The 14,689-nt window shown below is 64.0% G+C and carries 14 protein-coding genes; 8 read left to right on the top strand and 6 right to left on the bottom strand.

Features of this window, described 5'->3' with window-relative positions; all coding sequences use genetic code 11:
- Positions 1-2 precede the first annotated feature (2 nt).
- Positions 3-563 carry a flavin reductase family protein gene (locus XI05_RS21745; protein ID WP_271505414.1) on the top strand — a complete coding sequence of 187 codons (561 nt, stop codon included), beginning with the start codon at positions 3-5 and terminating at the stop codon, positions 561-563.
- Positions 564-572: 9 nt separating this feature from the next.
- On the opposite strand, the gene XI05_RS21740 is transcribed toward XI05_RS21745, so the two are convergent.
- The gene (locus tag XI05_RS21740) at positions 573-1,490 is read right to left on the bottom strand and encodes an NAD(P)-dependent oxidoreductase (protein WP_271505459.1); all 918 of its coding nucleotides are present in this window, start codon (positions 1,488-1,490) and stop codon (positions 573-575) included.
- A gap of 162 nt (positions 1,491-1,652) precedes the next feature.
- On the opposite strand from XI05_RS21740, the gene XI05_RS21735 reads away from it, so the two are divergent.
- The 6 genes from XI05_RS21735 to XI05_RS21710 all read left to right on the top strand — a co-directional run bounded on the left by XI05_RS21735 (position 1,653) and on the right by XI05_RS21710 (position 7,971).
- A complete protein-coding gene (locus tag XI05_RS21735; protein WP_271505411.1) occupies positions 1,653-2,636 on the top strand; it encodes an ABC transporter substrate-binding protein in 984 nt (327 codons plus the stop codon).
- A gap of 75 nt (positions 2,637-2,711) precedes the next feature.
- Positions 2,712-4,406, top strand: a complete 1,695-nt coding sequence (ilvD, locus tag XI05_RS21730) for a dihydroxy-acid dehydratase (RefSeq protein WP_271505458.1) — start codon at positions 2,712-2,714, stop codon at positions 4,404-4,406.
- A 94-nt stretch (positions 4,407-4,500) separates the two neighbouring features.
- Positions 4,501-5,346: an ABC transporter ATP-binding protein gene (locus XI05_RS21725; protein ID WP_271505409.1), complete on the top strand. Its 846-nt coding sequence runs from the start codon at positions 4,501-4,503 to the stop codon at positions 5,344-5,346.
- Positions 5,343-6,128, top strand: coding sequence for an ABC transporter permease (locus XI05_RS21720; protein WP_271505406.1), 786 nt, complete (start codon positions 5,343-5,345; stop codon positions 6,126-6,128). Before XI05_RS21725 ends, XI05_RS21720 begins: the two co-directional genes overlap by 4 nt.
- Positions 6,125-6,892: an ABC transporter permease gene (locus XI05_RS21715; protein WP_271505403.1), complete on the top strand. Its 768-nt coding sequence runs from the start codon at positions 6,125-6,127 to the stop codon at positions 6,890-6,892. The genes XI05_RS21720 and XI05_RS21715 overlap by 4 nt, the downstream gene beginning before the upstream one ends.
- A gap of 32 nt (positions 6,893-6,924) precedes the next feature.
- The gene (locus XI05_RS21710; RefSeq protein ID WP_271505401.1) at positions 6,925-7,971 is read left to right on the top strand and encodes a peptidase M29; all 1,047 of its coding nucleotides are present in this window, start codon (positions 6,925-6,927) and stop codon (positions 7,969-7,971) included.
- Here XI05_RS21710 and XI05_RS21705 read toward each other — a convergent pair.
- The 5 genes from XI05_RS21705 to XI05_RS21685 are packed head-to-tail and all read right to left on the bottom strand — an operon-like array spanning position 7,968 to position 13,704.
- Entirely contained in the window at positions 7,968-8,960 is a 993-nt protein-coding gene (locus XI05_RS21705; protein WP_271505398.1) for a 3-hydroxybutyryl-CoA dehydrogenase, read from the bottom strand. The genes XI05_RS21710 and XI05_RS21705 overlap by 4 nt on opposite strands.
- A 3-nt stretch (positions 8,961-8,963) precedes the next feature.
- The gene (locus tag XI05_RS21700; protein WP_271505395.1) at positions 8,964-10,052 is read right to left on the bottom strand and encodes an NAD/NADP-dependent octopine/nopaline dehydrogenase family protein; all 1,089 of its coding nucleotides are present in this window, start codon (positions 10,050-10,052) and stop codon (positions 8,964-8,966) included.
- Entirely contained in the window at positions 10,049-11,584 is a 1,536-nt protein-coding gene (locus XI05_RS21695) for a class I adenylate-forming enzyme family protein (protein ID WP_271505392.1), read from the bottom strand. The genes XI05_RS21700 and XI05_RS21695 overlap by 4 nt, the downstream gene beginning before the upstream one ends.
- A 2-nt stretch (positions 11,585-11,586) precedes the next feature.
- Positions 11,587-12,876: an acyl-CoA dehydrogenase family protein gene (locus XI05_RS21690; RefSeq protein WP_271505387.1), complete on the bottom strand. Its 1,290-nt coding sequence runs from the start codon at positions 12,874-12,876 to the stop codon at positions 11,587-11,589.
- A gap of 12 nt (positions 12,877-12,888) precedes the next feature.
- A complete protein-coding gene (locus XI05_RS21685) occupies positions 12,889-13,704 on the bottom strand; it encodes an alpha/beta fold hydrolase (RefSeq protein ID WP_271505456.1) in 816 nt (271 codons plus the stop codon).
- 194 nt (positions 13,705-13,898) lie between these two features.
- Between XI05_RS21685 and XI05_RS21680 the strand changes: the two genes are divergently transcribed.
- A complete protein-coding gene (locus XI05_RS21680) occupies positions 13,899-14,660 on the top strand; it encodes an SDR family NAD(P)-dependent oxidoreductase (protein WP_271505384.1) in 762 nt (253 codons plus the stop codon).
- Positions 14,661-14,689: the final 29 nt, after the last annotated feature.

The following is a 14,689-nucleotide window of genomic DNA, read 5'->3' as shown; positions in this document are numbered from 1 at the left end:
CGATGAATGATCTGCCGAAGCATCCCCGCGCTCCGGATCCCGCCAACGAGTTCGCGAGCGACAGCTCGCAGATCGATCCTCGCGACTTTCGCAACGCGCTCGGAACTTATGCAACGGGCGTGACGATCATCACGGCGGCAGCGCCTGACGGCAAGCCGTACGGGCTGACATGCAATTCCTTCGCCTCGGTCTCGCTGAATCCGCCGCTGGTTCTGTGGAGCCTCGTCGTCTATTCCTCCAGCCTGACCATCTTCCAGAACGCCAGTCATTTCAGCGTCAACGTTCTCGGCGCTTCGCAACAGGCGCTAGCGAACAAATTCGCAAAATCGTCGGACGACAAGTTCACCGGCGTCGACTGGACCCCCGGCCTCGGCAACGCGCCAGTGCTCGCCGAGAGCGTCGCCAACTTTCAATGCCGCTCCGTGAATCGCTATTACGGCGGTGACCACGTGATCTTTCTCGGCGCGGTCGAGGCATACACCTACAATGCGAAGGAGCCGCTGCTCTTTGCGCGAGGCGCGTTCGGTCGCTTCATGGCCGACGATGAGCGCAAGGTGCCGTAACGCGCCCCCTTAGAGAGGTTTGCGCTCTGCCGCCGAAAGTTTGTAAATCTCCAGCGCGTCCGCGTCCGCACCTCGCGCGGCCTTCGCCAGCCTGAAAAGCTGTCCGGCAAGCGCGGCCATCGGCACCGGCGTCGATGTCGCCTGTGCAACATCGGCGACCGTGTCGAGATCCTTGAGCATCGTGGCGATGTGGCCGAGCGGCGGGGTGTGAATGCCATTGACCATCCGTGGCACGAACAGCTGGAGCGGGATGGAATCCGCAAAGCCGCCGGCGAGCGCCTCGGGCAATCGGTTCGCGTCAATTCCGGCGTTCACGGCAAGGCGTGTTGCTTCCGCGAGCACGGCCATTGCGCATCCGACGATCACCTGGTTGCACAGCTTTGTGGTCTGGCCGGCGCCGAGCGGGCCCATGTGCGTAAACCTGCGCGCCATGGCGAGCATATAGGGCCGCACTCTGTCGATGTCGCCAGCTTCTCCGCCCGCCATGATGGCGAGCGTGCCTTCCTCGGCGCCCTTCGTGCCCCCGGACACCGGCGCATCGATCCAGCCCGCACCGTTCGCGTCCTTCAAGCGCGTTGCGAGGTCGCGCGCCGCGTCCGGATGGATTGACGAGAAGTCGACCACAAGCTTGCCCGCGCCAGGGGCTGCTGCCAGACCTTCGGGCCCGAAGATCACCTCCTCGACTGCCGCCGCATCCGTCACACACATGAAGACGATATCCGAGCTCGCCAGGAGATCACGGGGCGTGACCATACGCTCGGCGCCGGCCTCGACGAGCGGCGCCACCTTGCCCTCCGAGCGGTTCCAGACAGCGACCGGATAGCCGGCCTCCAGCAGGCGTCGGGTCATCGGCGTTCCCATGAGTCCCAGGCCGAGATAGCCGAGCTTCTCGATGCCTTGCGGGTTTGCCTTGCTGTCGTCAGCCATAGGTTGCTCCTTCTGTCGCAATGGGACGCGCCTTACCATACATTGCGCATCGGACGGCAAAACCGCCCAGCTCGCATGGCTTGCCTGATTGTTTGAACCATGAAACATTTGAGGCGGTCGGGTTGGGGGCGCCAGCGGGCGCCGGAGCAGCGGAGTGGCACGATGCGAACCGTTTCGAAGTGGATCCTGGCTTTGGGGGCGGCAGCGGCCGTGAGCGTGGGCGCAAGCCCATCATGGGGGCAGCAGACGATCCGTGTCGGCTGGACCATCCCTGCGGAGGAGTCCAAGTACTGGATGATGCGCAGGCCGGCCGAATTTCCCAATCTCGGCAAGACCTACAACATCGAATGGACCCAATTCCAGGGCACCGCGCCGATGACGCAGGCCCTGGCCGCCGGTGCGTTGGACTGTGCGACGCAGGCGCCGCTCTCGCTCTCCAACGGTGTCGTCGGCGGCAATCTCAAGGCTTACATCGTGGCGCAACACGTTTTCGAAATGCCCGGCGGATTTTCGGTCTATTGGGCCGTCATGGATGACTCGCCGATCAAGACGATCGCGGATCTCAAGGGCAAGACGGTCGGCATTTCCGTGATCGGCGGCGGCACGCAAGGACCGTTCAATCTGCTCTTGAAGCAGAATGGCGTCGATCCGGCCAAGGACATCAAGCTGGTCGAGGTCGGCTTTGCCGTCTCCGAAGACGCGCTGCGCCAAGGCCGCGTCGATGCTGTCAACATGAACCAGCCGTTTGCTGCGCGCGCGGAGGCAAAGGGCGGCACGAGGAAGCTGTTCTCGCTGTCCCAGGCCATGCCGAACATCGTGCACATCCTGGAAGCCTGCCGTGCCGATTTCGTCGACAAGAACCCGGAACTGGTCAAGGCCTATGTCCGCGATATCACCTCGGGCATGAAGAAGGCGCTGGCGAACCGCGAGGAGACGCTCAAGGTCGTCAATGAAGTGCTGAAAGCCCCCATCCCGGTGCTCGAGACCTACCTGCTCAAGGACAATGATTTCGGCCGCGATCCAGGCGCGGCGCCGAACTTCCCGGCGATCCAGAAGATGCTGGATATCTATGCAGAGACCGGAATGCTGCCGAAGCTGGACGTTGCACAGTTCAAGCATCCGTCGATCGTCGCGCCGCTGCAATAGAAGCCGGGCGAATTGCCGAGCGTAACATCGTGGTGTTCCGGACTAGCCGGGGCGCTGCATGAAGAAGATGCAGATATGAAGAAGTTGCGATCACGCGTCACCACGGATGGGCTCGACCGAGCGCCGCATCGTGCATTCATGCGCGCCATGGGGCTCGATGACGCCGCGATTGCCAAGCCGATGGTGGGCATCGTCAGCATGAAGGGTGAGCAGACGCCCTGCAACATGACCCACGACTTCCAGGTAGCTGCAGCCAAGACTGGAATCGAGCAGGCCGGCGGTACACCGCGTGAGTTCTCGACCGTTTCGGTGTCCGACGGCATCAGCATGAATCATGAGGGGATGAAGTTCTCCCTGTTCTCGCGGGAGCTGATCGCCGATTCGATCGAAGCCGTGGTCCATGGGCTGGCCTACGATGCACTCATCGGATACGGCGGATGCGACAAGACGCTTCCTGGCGTGATGATGGGCATGGTCCGCTGCAACGTGCCCTCTATTTTCATCTATGGCGGCAGCTCGCTGCCGGGCCGCGTAGACGGACGTACGCTGACGGTGCTCGATTCCTATGAGGCGGTCGGCAGCTTCATGACCGGCGAGATCGACGGCGCCACCCTCGAGCGGATCGAGCGCGCGTGTCTGCCCACGATCGGTGCGTGCGCCGGCCAATTCACCGCGAACACCATGGGCATGGTATCGGAGGCGATGGGGCTGACCATTCCCAACGTCTCGATGGTGCCCGGCGTCTATGCCGAGCGCGCGCAGATTTCGCGACGCGCCGGCCGTCTGATCATGGAGATGCTGGACCGCGGCGGGCCGCTGCCGCGCGACATCGTGACGCGGAAATCCCTGGAGAACGGAGCGGCGATCGTGGCGGCGACTGGCGGTTCGACCAACGCCGCGCTGCACCTGCCGGCGATCGCGAATGAGGCCGGGATTGCATTCAGCATCGATGATGTCGGTGAGGTCTTTGCCAGGACGCCGTTGATCGGCAATCTCCGCCCCGGAGGTAAGTATACGGCGAAGGATGTCTACGATATCGGCGGCGCTGCGGTCATCATGCGCGAGCTGATCCAGAGCGGTCATATCGATGGCGGCTGCTTGTCCATCACCGGCCGCACACTTGCCGAAGAGTACGATGTGGCCAACGCGCCCGACGGAGAGGTCGTGTACGCGGCTCGCGCGCCGATCATGCCTGATGGCGGCGTCGCGGTGCTGAAGGGTAACCTCTGCCCCGATGGGGCGGTGATCAAGGTCGCGGGCCTGAAGAGCCAGTTCTTCGAAGGCGTGGCGCGTGTTTTCGAGGATGAAGAAGCCTGCGTCGCAGCTGTTCGTGACCGCAGCTACAAGGCGGGCGAGGTTCTCGTGATCCGCAATGAGGGGCCGGTCGGCGGCCCCGGCATGCGTGAGATGCTCGGCGTCACCGCACTGATCTATGGGCAGGGCATGGGTGAAAAAGTGGCGTTGATCACCGATGGCCGGTTCTCAGGCGCGACCCGCGGGATGTGCATCGGCTACGTGTCCCCCGAGGCATTTGTTTGCGGTCCGCTGGCGCTCGTCCGCAATGGTGACCGGATCCGGATTGATGCCGCAAATCGGCGGATGGATGTCCTGCTCGAGGAACAGGAGCTCGCCGCGCGGCGACGCGATTGGAAGCCGCGCCCGCCACGCCACCGTGCAGGTGCGCTGGCAAAATATGCGCGGCTGGTTGGGCAGGCGCCGGGTGGAGCCGTGACGCATGAAGGCCCGGCGGAATGGCCGTGGTTCGAATGACGCACCGCACGGGTGTGAAAATGACAGCCTGTCTGGCAGGCTTCTTGCTAAGCTCGTGCCGCTGAATCCTCGGGCGAGTGGGACGGAAGGCGGGATGACGGTAGTATCTGCGAGATCGAGCGAATGGGTGAGACCGGTGACGCAACAAGACCCGGCTTCCGCAATCATCGAGATCGACCGCGTCTCGCAGGTCTTTCAGACCTCGGCACGTAAAGATCATGTTGCGCTTTCGGAGATCTCGCTGACGATCGAGGAGGGAGCTTTCGTCTCCATCCTTGGCCCGTCCGGCTGCGGCAAGTCGACACTGCTCTACATTGTCGGCGGCTTCGTCAGTCCGACCAGGGGCGCGGCGAAGATGAAGGGGCAGGCGATCACGGGGCCGGGTCCGGATCGCGGACCGGTGTTCCAGGAGTTTGCGCTGTTTCCCTGGAAGACCGTGCTCGGCAACGTGATGTATGGGCCGCGTCAGCAAGGGGTTCGCGCCGCCGACGCCGAAGCGCAGAGCCGGGCCCTGATCGAGATGGTCGGCCTCAAGGGCTACGAGAACTTCTATCCCAAGGAGCTGTCCGGCGGCATGAAGCAGCGCGTGGCGCTGGCGCGGACGCTTGCCTACCATCCCGAAGTGCTGCTGATGGACGAGCCGTTCGGGGCACTCGACGCTCACACGAGGACGCGCCTGCAGAACGATCTTCTGAATATCTGGGAGCGTGACCGCAAGACGGTGCTGTTCGTCACCCATTCGGTCGACGAAGCCGTCTTCCTCTCGGACAAGGTCGTCATGATGTCGAAATCGCCCGGGCGAATCCGGCAGGTCATCGACATCGACCTGCCGCGGCCGCGCCGCCGCAACGAGCTGTTGCTCGATCCGCGTTACCAGAAGTACGTCGTCGATATCGAGCGCATGTTCGATGAGAGCGACGAAGCCGGGGCGCCCGCATGATGTCGCCAGCCGGCCTGACCAAGCGCGCTGCCCCGGTGCTCGCCTGCATCGGATTGCTGGTGGTGTGGCAGGTCGCATCACTGGCGCTGAAGAACGACAGCTTTCCGACTGCGATCGGAGCGATCAGAGCGATTCCGGACATCCTCGGTGACAAGGAATCGCTGGTCAATATTCTGGCCTCGCTCCGGCGCATGGCGATGGGATTTGGCGCGGCCGTGCTGGTGTCGATTCCACTTGGCCTCTTGATGGGACGTAGCCGTGCAGTTGCGGCCTTCTTCAATCCGCTCCTGATGGTGATCTACCCGGTGCCGAAGGCGGCCTTGATGCCGATCATCATGCTGTGGCTGGGCGTCGGCGACATCACGAAGACGCTCGTGATCTTCCTCGGCGTCAGCCTGCCCGTGATTTATCACAGCTTCGAAGGCGCAAAGGCGGTCGAAGAGAAGATGCTGTGGTCGGGCGCTGCGATGGGGCTCTCGCCGGTGCAACGCCTGGTGCGTATCGTGCTGCCGGCGGCGCTGCCGGAAATTCTGACGGGGTGTCGTACGGGATTGGTGCTGGCGCTGATCACGATGATCACCAGCGAGATGATTGCCCGTCAGTCCGGTGCCGGGAACATCCTGTTCAACGCGCTCGACATGGGCCAATACGACACCGTCTTTGCGATGATCATCATCGTGGGGGCGATGGGAATCTGCCTCGATGCGATTTTCGAGAGGGTTCGTGCCAGGCTCGTGCGCTGGTCCGAGCCGCAGTTCGACATGCCGCTGAGCTTCTCATGATGTCGCGGTTTCTCTCCCCAAATATGGCTCTTGGGATCGCCCCGATCGTACTGGTGATCGCGCTGTGGCAAGGCTTGGTGTCTTTCGGCTTCGCGCCGGCAGTTCTGCTGCCGCCGCCAGGCTTCGTCTTCGGCCGGCTGCTCCAGCAACTCGTGACTTCGACGTTCCAGCACGAGATCGCGGCGACTCTGATCAGGCTGTTTGCCGGCTTCGCGATTGCTGTCGTGCTCGGTGTCACCATCGGCATCGCCGCCGCCGCCAATCCGGCGATCAACGCCGTGGTTCGGCCGATCGTGCGCGTTCTGGCGCCTTTGCCCAAGGTCGCGCTCTATCCGGCACTGCTGCTGCTGCTCGGATTTGGCCACGGATCGAAGATTACGTTGGTGGCTGCCGATGCTCTTTTCCCGATCCTGCTCTCGACCTATTACGGTGCATCGACCGTCGAGCAGAAGCTGATCTGGTCGGCCATGGCGGCGGGAACGCCGCGCCTTGAAATTCTCTTCAAGGTGGTGCTGCCGGCGGCGATGCCGTCCATCCTGACCGGGTGCCGGATCGGCCTTGTCATTTCCTGCATCGTGGTATTTCTGGCCGAGATGATCACGTCGACGGACGGATTGGGGCACGCGCTGGTGACTGCGGCCCGCACCTTCCAGGCGGTCGACATGTTCGTGCCGCTGATCACGATCTCGCTGCTGGGCTTGATCCTGAACGGGCTGCTGGGGATCGTGCGCTCGTACTTGCTCCGGGGCTTCCCCGAAGCGTAACAAACAAGAATCCAGAAGGCCGGGAGTGGACCATGCTGGCTGACCGCATCGAAGCAAAATGGATCGACGCGTTTTGCGAGATCTTCGAGCGTTGCGCCGTGAAAGCCGGCGATACCGCCGCGATCCTCTCGGAAACCCAGTCGCGTGCGTTGAACGTGCATCTTGCGGAGTTGGCCCTGCTGCGCATGGGGGCGCGTCCGTTTCATGTGGTGATGCCGACACCGCGTAACCGGAATATCGTCCCGGTACGCTCGACCGGGGCGAGTGAGGCAATCCAGCGGCTTGGCCCGGTCATCACCGCGCTTCAGCAGGCGGGCTTCGTGGTGGATTGCACGATCGAAGGCTTGATGCACGCGGTCGAGACGCCGGAGATCCTCAAAGCCGGCGCGCGGATCCTGGTGATTTCCAACGAGCATCCCGAAGCGCTGGAGCGCATGGTGCCAGATTCCGCGCTCGAAAAGCGTGTTCGTGCCGCGGCCAAGATGCTGCGCGGAACCAAGCGCATGCGTGTCACCTCGAAGGCAGGCACCGCTCTCGACGTCGACATGGTCGGCGCTTCCACGGTCGGTGTGTGGGGCTGGACCGACAAGCCCGGCACGCTGGCGCATTGGCCGGGTGGCATCGTCGTCAGCTTTCCCAAGCGCGGGACCATCAACGGCACGCTGGTGATGGCGCCGGGCGACATCAACCTGACCTTCAAGCGATACCTGACGTCTCCGGTGAAGATGACTCTAAAGGACGATTATGTCGTCGAGCTGGAGGGCGAAGGCACGGATGCCGCGATGATGCGTGCTTATCTCGCCGCCTGGGGCGATCGCGAAGCCTATGCCGTGTCGCATGTCGGCTTCGGCATGAACCCCGGTGCGCGTTATGAGGCGCTATCCATGTACGACCAGCGCGACACCAACGGCACCGAAATCCGGGCCGTCTCCGGCAACTTCCTGTTCTCGACCGGCGCGAATGAATTCGCAGGGCGCTATACGGCGGGGCATTTCGACCTACCGATGATGGGAACGACCATCGAGCTTGACGGCATTGCCGTCGTCCGCGAAGGCGTGCTCCAGGACGTGTTTGGCTAGTTGCGGTCGAGCACCGGGGGGCGCGCCAGGCCGAAGTGCCGGAGCAGGTCGACCATCGCCTGGAGCCGTTTCGCGCGATAGGCGTCGACATCGAGCCCGGAATAATCGAGAAAGCCTGCGCCCGTGCGCAGGCCGATCCGGCCTTCGTGCATGTTGCGTGAAATGACGTCCGGGGCCCGGTAGCGCTCGCTGCCGAGCGCGCCTTCCAGATACCTGCTCGCGTAGTAGAGAATGTCGCCGCCGCCCCAGTCGATGAATTCGAGCAGGCCGAGCACGGCGTAGCGGAAGCCGAAGCCGTAGCGGATCGCCTTGTCGATCTCTTCGGCGCTGGCAACGCCCTCTTCGACCATGCGCGCGGCTTCGTTCATCGCCAGCGCCTGGATGCGGGGGACGATGAAGCCCGGCGTGGCGGCACAGACCACCGGCACCTTTCCGATGCCTTCGAGCAGCGTCTTGACCTCGTCGATGATGGCCGGGTCGGTCGCCTTGCCGGGCGAAACCTCGACCAGCGGGATCAGATAGGCCGGGTTGAGCCAATGCACATTGAGGAACCGGCGTGGGTTCACGATTGCGCCGGAGAGATCGTCGACGAGGATGGTCGAGGTGGTCGACGCGATGATTGTGTCCGGGCCGACTTTTCTCGAGGCGGCCGCCAGCACTTCGCGCTTGAGCTCGACGACTTCAGGAACGCCTTCGAAGACCATGCCGGCTTCGGCCAACGCTGCGCCGCTCTCGCTCGCCGGCACCACCGAGACCCGCGCGATCAGCGGATCAACGTCTGCCTCGGTCAGCAGCCCCAGCTTTGACAGGCTGGCGAAGGTCTTCCTGACTTCGCCGACTGCGTCCGCCTCGAGCTTGGCAAAGTCCTCCGCGGAGCGCGCCTTGATATCGATCATCGTGACGCTGTGCCCTGCGTAAGCGAAGGCAACGGCGATGCCGCGGCCCATGCGGCCAGCGCCGAGACAGGCAATATTGGCGCGATTCGTCATCGATCAGAATCCATTGCGAAGCAGCGTCTGTAACTCGGTCTTGCTGAGCTCGCCGAGCCCCAGCGTCTGGAGCGTTCGGCCACCACGCGCGAAATCTTCGCCGCAGGCCGCGCCGCCGATCGAGAGAAATGCTTTGGCTAGCGGCGTATCCACGCCGGCGAGGCCGGCGACAGACACCAGCAAAGACAACCCGAGCCGCAGATCCTCGCGCATGTAGCGGTGCTCGGTCAGCACGATCCGTTCGCGCCAGTCGCCGGAATCGGTCAGCCGGTCGTGCGAGCCGCGGCCATACATCCAGATCTCGCCTTCCTTCACGTAGTGATGAGCGAGCGGAAAATGTGGCGCGCCGTAGCCGAGTGCCTCGCGCACCGCGATGCGTTCGGCGTCGAGCGCGTCGGTAACCCGCCGGATCGCGGCTTGCGTGCCTTCCTTGTGAATGTCCCAGCGCTCGAAATGTTCGATCGGCCCTGCGTTCATTACGATCAATGGCGGATGAATGATCGGGCCTGCGTTCATCAGTGCGCCCGACAGCGCGTCTCCGCACGCCTCGATCGCGTCTGGGAAAGCGCGTCCGATCACTTCGAGCGCGCGGGGCGCCTGGTCGAGCGGGAATACGCCGACCGGGAGCCGCTTGGCGCGGATGGTGATCGCGACCTCGAACGGTCCGTGCTTGCGGGTCAGCCACGGAAGCGTGCCCGTTTCGGCAAAGCTGGCCTTGGCGTGGTTGCCGGCATCTCGCGCCGCCTGAGCGAAGATCATCGAGCCGAATGTCGCCGGTGGCAGAAAGACGACCTGACCGTCCCGCAGATGCGGGGCGAGCAGCCGAGCGATATCTGCTTGCGCGAAGGCAGGAGCCGGGCACAGGATCAACTCCGTGCCGGCGACGGCGTCCGCCATGTCGGTCGTGACCAGCGCCAGCTTCACGTCGTAGCGGCCGTTATGATCCTTGACCAGGATGCGCGAGCCGGCGGCGCGATGCGCGGCGACCTGACCGGCATCGCGGCGCCAGAGCCGCACCTCATGCCCCGACAGCGCAAAATCGCCCGCGGCCGCGAAAGAGCCGTTTCCCCCACCCAGAACCGCAATCTTCAAGATGCTTCTCCTTGCGCGCGCGATTGCGCATCAAGCTGCTTCAGCAGGAAATGCTGGACCTTGCCCAGCGCCGTGCGCGGCAGGTCGGTGACGAAGACGATCTCGCGCGGAACCTTGTAGCGCGCGAGCTGCGCCTGAAGATGTGTCCTCAACTCATCCGCTTCGCGCCGGCAGCCGGGTCTCGCAATGACATAGGCGATCGGCACCTCGTCCCAGCGCGGGTCCGGCCGGCCGATCACGGCGCATTCGCTGACATCAGGGTGTTCGAGCAGAACACGCTCGACCTCGGCCGGGTAGATGTTTTCTCCACCCGAAATGATCATGTTCTTCTTGCGGTCGCGGACCCAGAAATAGCCGTCGGCATCGCACAGGCCGATATCTCCTGTGCGATACCAGCCGTCGTGTAGCGCCTCGCGCGTCGCGGCCTCGTTGCCCCAATATTCGAAGAATACGTTGGGACCACGCACCGCGATCTCGCCCGGCGTGCCCGCGGGAAGTTCGTTGCCGGCTTGGTCGATCACCTTTGCCTCGCAGCACAGGCCGGCAAGGCCGGTCGATCCCGGGCGCGAGAGATCGCCGCCAAGCCGCGTGTAAACGGCGATCGGGCAGGTCTCGGTCGAGCCATAGACCTGAAGCACCGGGACATCGCGCGCGACGAAGCGCTCGATCAGGTGCGGCGGCACGATGGTCGAGCCGGTGGCGACGGCCCTGAGTGAGGAAAGATCAGCCGTCGCCCAGGCAGGATGCTCGCTTACCGCCTGGAGGATCGCAGGAACCATCACCGTGAGTGTCGGCCGTTCCCCTGCGATGGCCGCGAGTGCGGCGCCCGGCGTGAAGCGCGCATGGACCGTGACCGTTGCGCCCAGCTGGAGCGCGGGCGTGGTCTGGATGTTGAGGCCCCCGACGTGGAAGAACGGCAGCACGGTCAGCACGTGGTCGTCGGACGTCATGTTGTGCATGTGCTGGCTCATGACGCCGTTCCAGAACAGCGCCTCCTGGCGCAGCACCGCGCCCTTGGGCCGTCCCGTCGTGCCTGACGTGTAGACGATGAGCAGCGGGCAGGAGAGGTCGGTGTGCGGATTTCGGCTCGTGCCGTCGCCGCGGGCCAGCAAATCTTCGAGCGTCGTGCCGCGGGGCGGTGTGAAGTCGAGACCGACGACGGATGTCCCCACCGCGGTCTGCTCCAGCTCGGCGAGGACTCCGGAGAACGCCTGCTCGAGCACCAGGACCTTGGCGCCGGCATCTCCGAGAATGAACAGCTGCTCGGCGACGGCCAGCCGCCAGTTCAGCGGCACCAGGATCGCGCCGAGCCGCGCACAGGCGTAGAGCAGAACCAGATATTCCGGCCGGTTCAGACTTAGAATCGCGACGCGATCGCCTCGGCCGATGCCGAGCTCCCGCTTCAAGGCCGTCGCGGTCCGTTCGATCCGTGCGGCGAATGCCGCGTAACTCAGCCGCTTGCCTTCGAAGGCGATGGCCGTCTTGTCTGGCGCGAACGCCGCGTTGCGGTCGATCAGGCTACAGAGGTCCACGGTCAGTCGTCCGTTTCACCGGCCTCGTACAGCGCTTCGCGCCCGATCCGGTCGAGGCAAAGCTCGGCGGTCCAGGGCAGCATCAACGAGCCGCAGCGGCTGTCCCGATAGATCCGCTCCAGCGGCAGCGAGCGAAGCATGGCCTGACCGCCGCAGGTGCGGATCGCGAGCGCGGCGAGCTCATTGGCGCCCTCCATCACCGAATATTGCGCGGCATAGGCGCGCAGCACCTGCTCCTTGGTCGGATTGGCGCGCGCCTCGGTCACGGCCTGGAACCAGATTGCCTTGATCTGCTCCAGCTTGATCTGCATCTGCGCCACCGCGATCTGCTTGGTCGGGTACATCCGCCGCTTGACCGGCGGCATGCCCGGGACTTCGCCGCGCAAGTAACGCACGGTGAAGTCGTAGGCGGCTTGCGCCAGGCCCATATAGGTCGGCGACAGCGTCAGGAACATGTGCGGCCAGCGCATTGCGGCCTGGAAATAGACGCCGCGCGGCATCAGCGCTGAATCTTCCGGCACGAACACGTCCTTGAACAGCAGGGTCCGCGAAACCGTTCCGCGCATGCCCAGCGGATCCCAGTCGCCGACGACGGAGACGCCTTCTGATTGGGCTGATATCGCCAGGTAAAGCGTGTTGCGGCGCGACGCCTTCTCGCCTTCCTCGATCTCGGTGCAAAGCACGCCGTAATGGTCCGCGTGGCCCGAGAGCGAGGCAAAGATCTTCTTGCCGTTGACGATCCAACCGCCCGCGACGGGCCTTGCCTCTGTGCCGAAAGCGACGCCGCCGGCGGCGGCAGCTCCGCCTTCGGAGAAGGGTTGCGAATAGATCGCACCGTCCTCGACGATGCGCTTGTAATGGACCGCGCGCCGTCGCTCATGCTCCGCGCGGGTCTCGGCATCCATGTCGAGATCGTCGGCGAGGGGACCCGACCACAGGGTCGAGCAGACATGCATGTTCCAGGTCAGCGCGGTGGCGCCGCAATAGCGGCCGATCTCGGCTGCCGCAAGGGCATAGGTCTGGTAATCGGCGCCGAGGCCGCCGTGTCTCTTGGGAACGGCGATGCCGAGCAGGCCGACGCGATGCAAATCGCGGTAATTTTCAGTCGGGAAAGTCGCCTCGCGATCGTAAGTGGCGGCCCGACCGGCAAACACGGTCTGGCCGATCTCTCTCGCGCGGGTGATGATGCCGGCCTGCTCGTCGTTCAAGCCGAATGCAGTAGGATCGAAGATCGGCGCGTCCAGCGCGACCTTGTTGGTCGTCCCAATCGTCTTGCGGACTTGCATGGTCATCGCGCAGTCACCTTACGCTTTCGTCGCGAGAGAGTTCAGGAACCGGCCGAGAGCTTCGTCGAAGGCCCCGGGGCGTTCGAGATTGGCGAGATGGCCCACGCCGGCGAGCTCGACATATTCAGCCCCTGGAATAAAGGTCGCCGTCTTGGCCATCATCGGCGCGGGCGCGTTATTGTCCTTGGAGCCCGACAGCAGCAGTGTCGGGACGGAAATGTTCCCGAGCGTGCTGCGCTGATCGAAGCCGATGAGAGCAAGCATCATGGCACGATAGCTCGCCTCTGGCACGCTCCCCATGCATTCGCGGGCAACCTCCATCCCGTTCGGATCGGGATCGTCGCCGACAAGCTCCCTTACCAGCGAAGGCGCCAGCGACTTCATCGTCTCCCCGCGATCGAGCGGTCCCAGCCGCGCTGCGATAAACGATTTCTGCCAGTCGCCGTCAGCCTTGCCGAACGCAGGGCTGGTCTGCGCCAGCACGACTGCGCGTGCCAGTTTGGGGGACTGAACCAGCCACCTCTGAACGATCATGCCGCCGATGGAATGGCCGACCAGAACAGGCCTGCTGACGCCAAGTTGCTCGATGAATTGCTGCAGCGCCTCCGCCAGGGCAATGATGCTGACGCTCGCAAGCGGCCCCGAACCGCCATAACCGGGCATGTCCCATGCGATCGCGCGGAAGCGGCCTCCGAATGTGGCAAGCTGCCGCCGCCAGGCTCGCGCCGCGCCGCCGATGCCGTGCAGGAAGATCAGCGGTATCGCGCCAGGATCGCCCGCGGCTTCGTAGGCGAAGCGTCCATCCTTTGTTATCATTGGCGCAGGCTGTGACACGCGACATCCTTCTGCTGGCACTTCGATGCTAACAGGCCTTTCAGGGATGGGAAGCGATAATTTTATACTTAAAGCAATTTTCGGGCCGTCTCTCATGCGGCGGCATTCGCCAAGCCACGCGCCGCTTTCGTTGCAAAAACTTGAAGGTTAAAATATATCGGAAGCACGATCACGAGATCTGAGGGAGCCAGCGCATGTCCGGATTGCCGCATTCGCCGCACGCGCTGGTCACCGGTGGCGGGCGCGGCATCGGCCGAGCGATCGCTTCCTCTCTCGTCGGCGCTGGTGCGACCGTAACGGTGCTTGGCCGGAACGCGGCGGTTCTCGACGAGGCGGTCAATGCAGGTGCCGCGCACTTTGCGGCTGTCGCTGATGTCGCGAACGAAGCATCACTGAAAGCCGCGATCGCCGGGGCAAGTGCGCGCAAGCCGATCGACATCCTGGTTGCCAATGCGGGCAGCGCTGAATCGGCGCCGTTCGCGAAATCGGACGGCGCGCTCTTCAGCCGGATGATGGATGTCAATTTCATGGGCGTCGTACATGCCGTCCAGGCCGTGCTGCCGGGCATGAAGGATCGTCCCTACGGTCGCATCGTCGCGGTGGCGTCCACGGCCGGCCTCAAGGGCTACGCCTATGTCAGCGCGTATGCGGCGGCCAAGCACGCGGTTGTCGGCCTGGTGCGTTCGCTCGCCCTCGAGTTGGCTGGTAGCAGCGTCACCGTGAATGCGGTGTGTCCCGGCTTCACGGACACCGATCTGGTCGCCGGCAGTATCGACAATATCATGAAGAAGACCGGCCGAACCCGCGAGCAGGCGATCGCCGAGCTCTCGAAACACAATCCGCAAGGAAGACTCATCACACCGCAGGAGGTGGCTGACGCGGTGCTCTGGCTCTGCGGCGAGGGCGCCGGTGCGATCACCGGGCAGGCGATCGCCGTTGCCGGCGGTGAAATCTAGCGTGGCGAAGCAGGGCCGGAACATAAAAG

The sequence above is a fragment of the Bradyrhizobium sp. CCBAU 11357 genome (assembly GCF_028128865.1).
Taxonomy (GTDB): domain Bacteria; phylum Pseudomonadota; class Alphaproteobacteria; order Rhizobiales; family Xanthobacteraceae; genus Bradyrhizobium.
The sequence above is the reverse complement of the archived record's forward strand: the minus strand, read 5'-3'. Positions and strand labels throughout refer to the sequence as shown.

Bases quoted from the DNA above. Each gene is read 5' to 3' on its own strand.
- ilvD (WP_271505458.1), top strand. From the start codon at position 2,712: ATGAAGAAGTTGCGATCACGCGTCACCACGGATGGGCTCGACCGAGCG.
- XI05_RS21690 (WP_271505387.1), bottom strand. From the start codon at position 12,876: ATGACCATGCAAGTCCGCAAGACGATTGGGACGACCAACAAGGTCGCG.
- XI05_RS21705 (WP_271505398.1), bottom strand. From the start codon at position 8,960: ATGACGAATCGCGCCAATATTGCCTGTCTCGGCGCTGGCCGCATGGGC.
- XI05_RS21710 (WP_271505401.1), top strand. From the start codon at position 6,925: ATGCTGGCTGACCGCATCGAAGCAAAATGGATCGACGCGTTTTGCGAG.
- XI05_RS21745 (WP_271505414.1), top strand. From the start codon at position 3: ATGAATGATCTGCCGAAGCATCCCCGCGCTCCGGATCCCGCCAACGAG.
- XI05_RS21680 (WP_271505384.1), top strand. From the start codon at position 13,899: ATGTCCGGATTGCCGCATTCGCCGCACGCGCTGGTCACCGGTGGCGGG.
- XI05_RS21735 (WP_271505411.1), top strand. From the start codon at position 1,653: ATGCGAACCGTTTCGAAGTGGATCCTGGCTTTGGGGGCGGCAGCGGCC.
- XI05_RS21715 (WP_271505403.1), top strand. From the start codon at position 6,125: ATGATGTCGCGGTTTCTCTCCCCAAATATGGCTCTTGGGATCGCCCCG.
- XI05_RS21740 (WP_271505459.1), bottom strand. From the start codon at position 1,490: ATGGCTGACGACAGCAAGGCAAACCCGCAAGGCATCGAGAAGCTCGGC.
- XI05_RS21720 (WP_271505406.1), top strand. From the start codon at position 5,343: ATGATGTCGCCAGCCGGCCTGACCAAGCGCGCTGCCCCGGTGCTCGCC.
- XI05_RS21725 (WP_271505409.1), top strand. From the start codon at position 4,501: ATGACGGTAGTATCTGCGAGATCGAGCGAATGGGTGAGACCGGTGACG.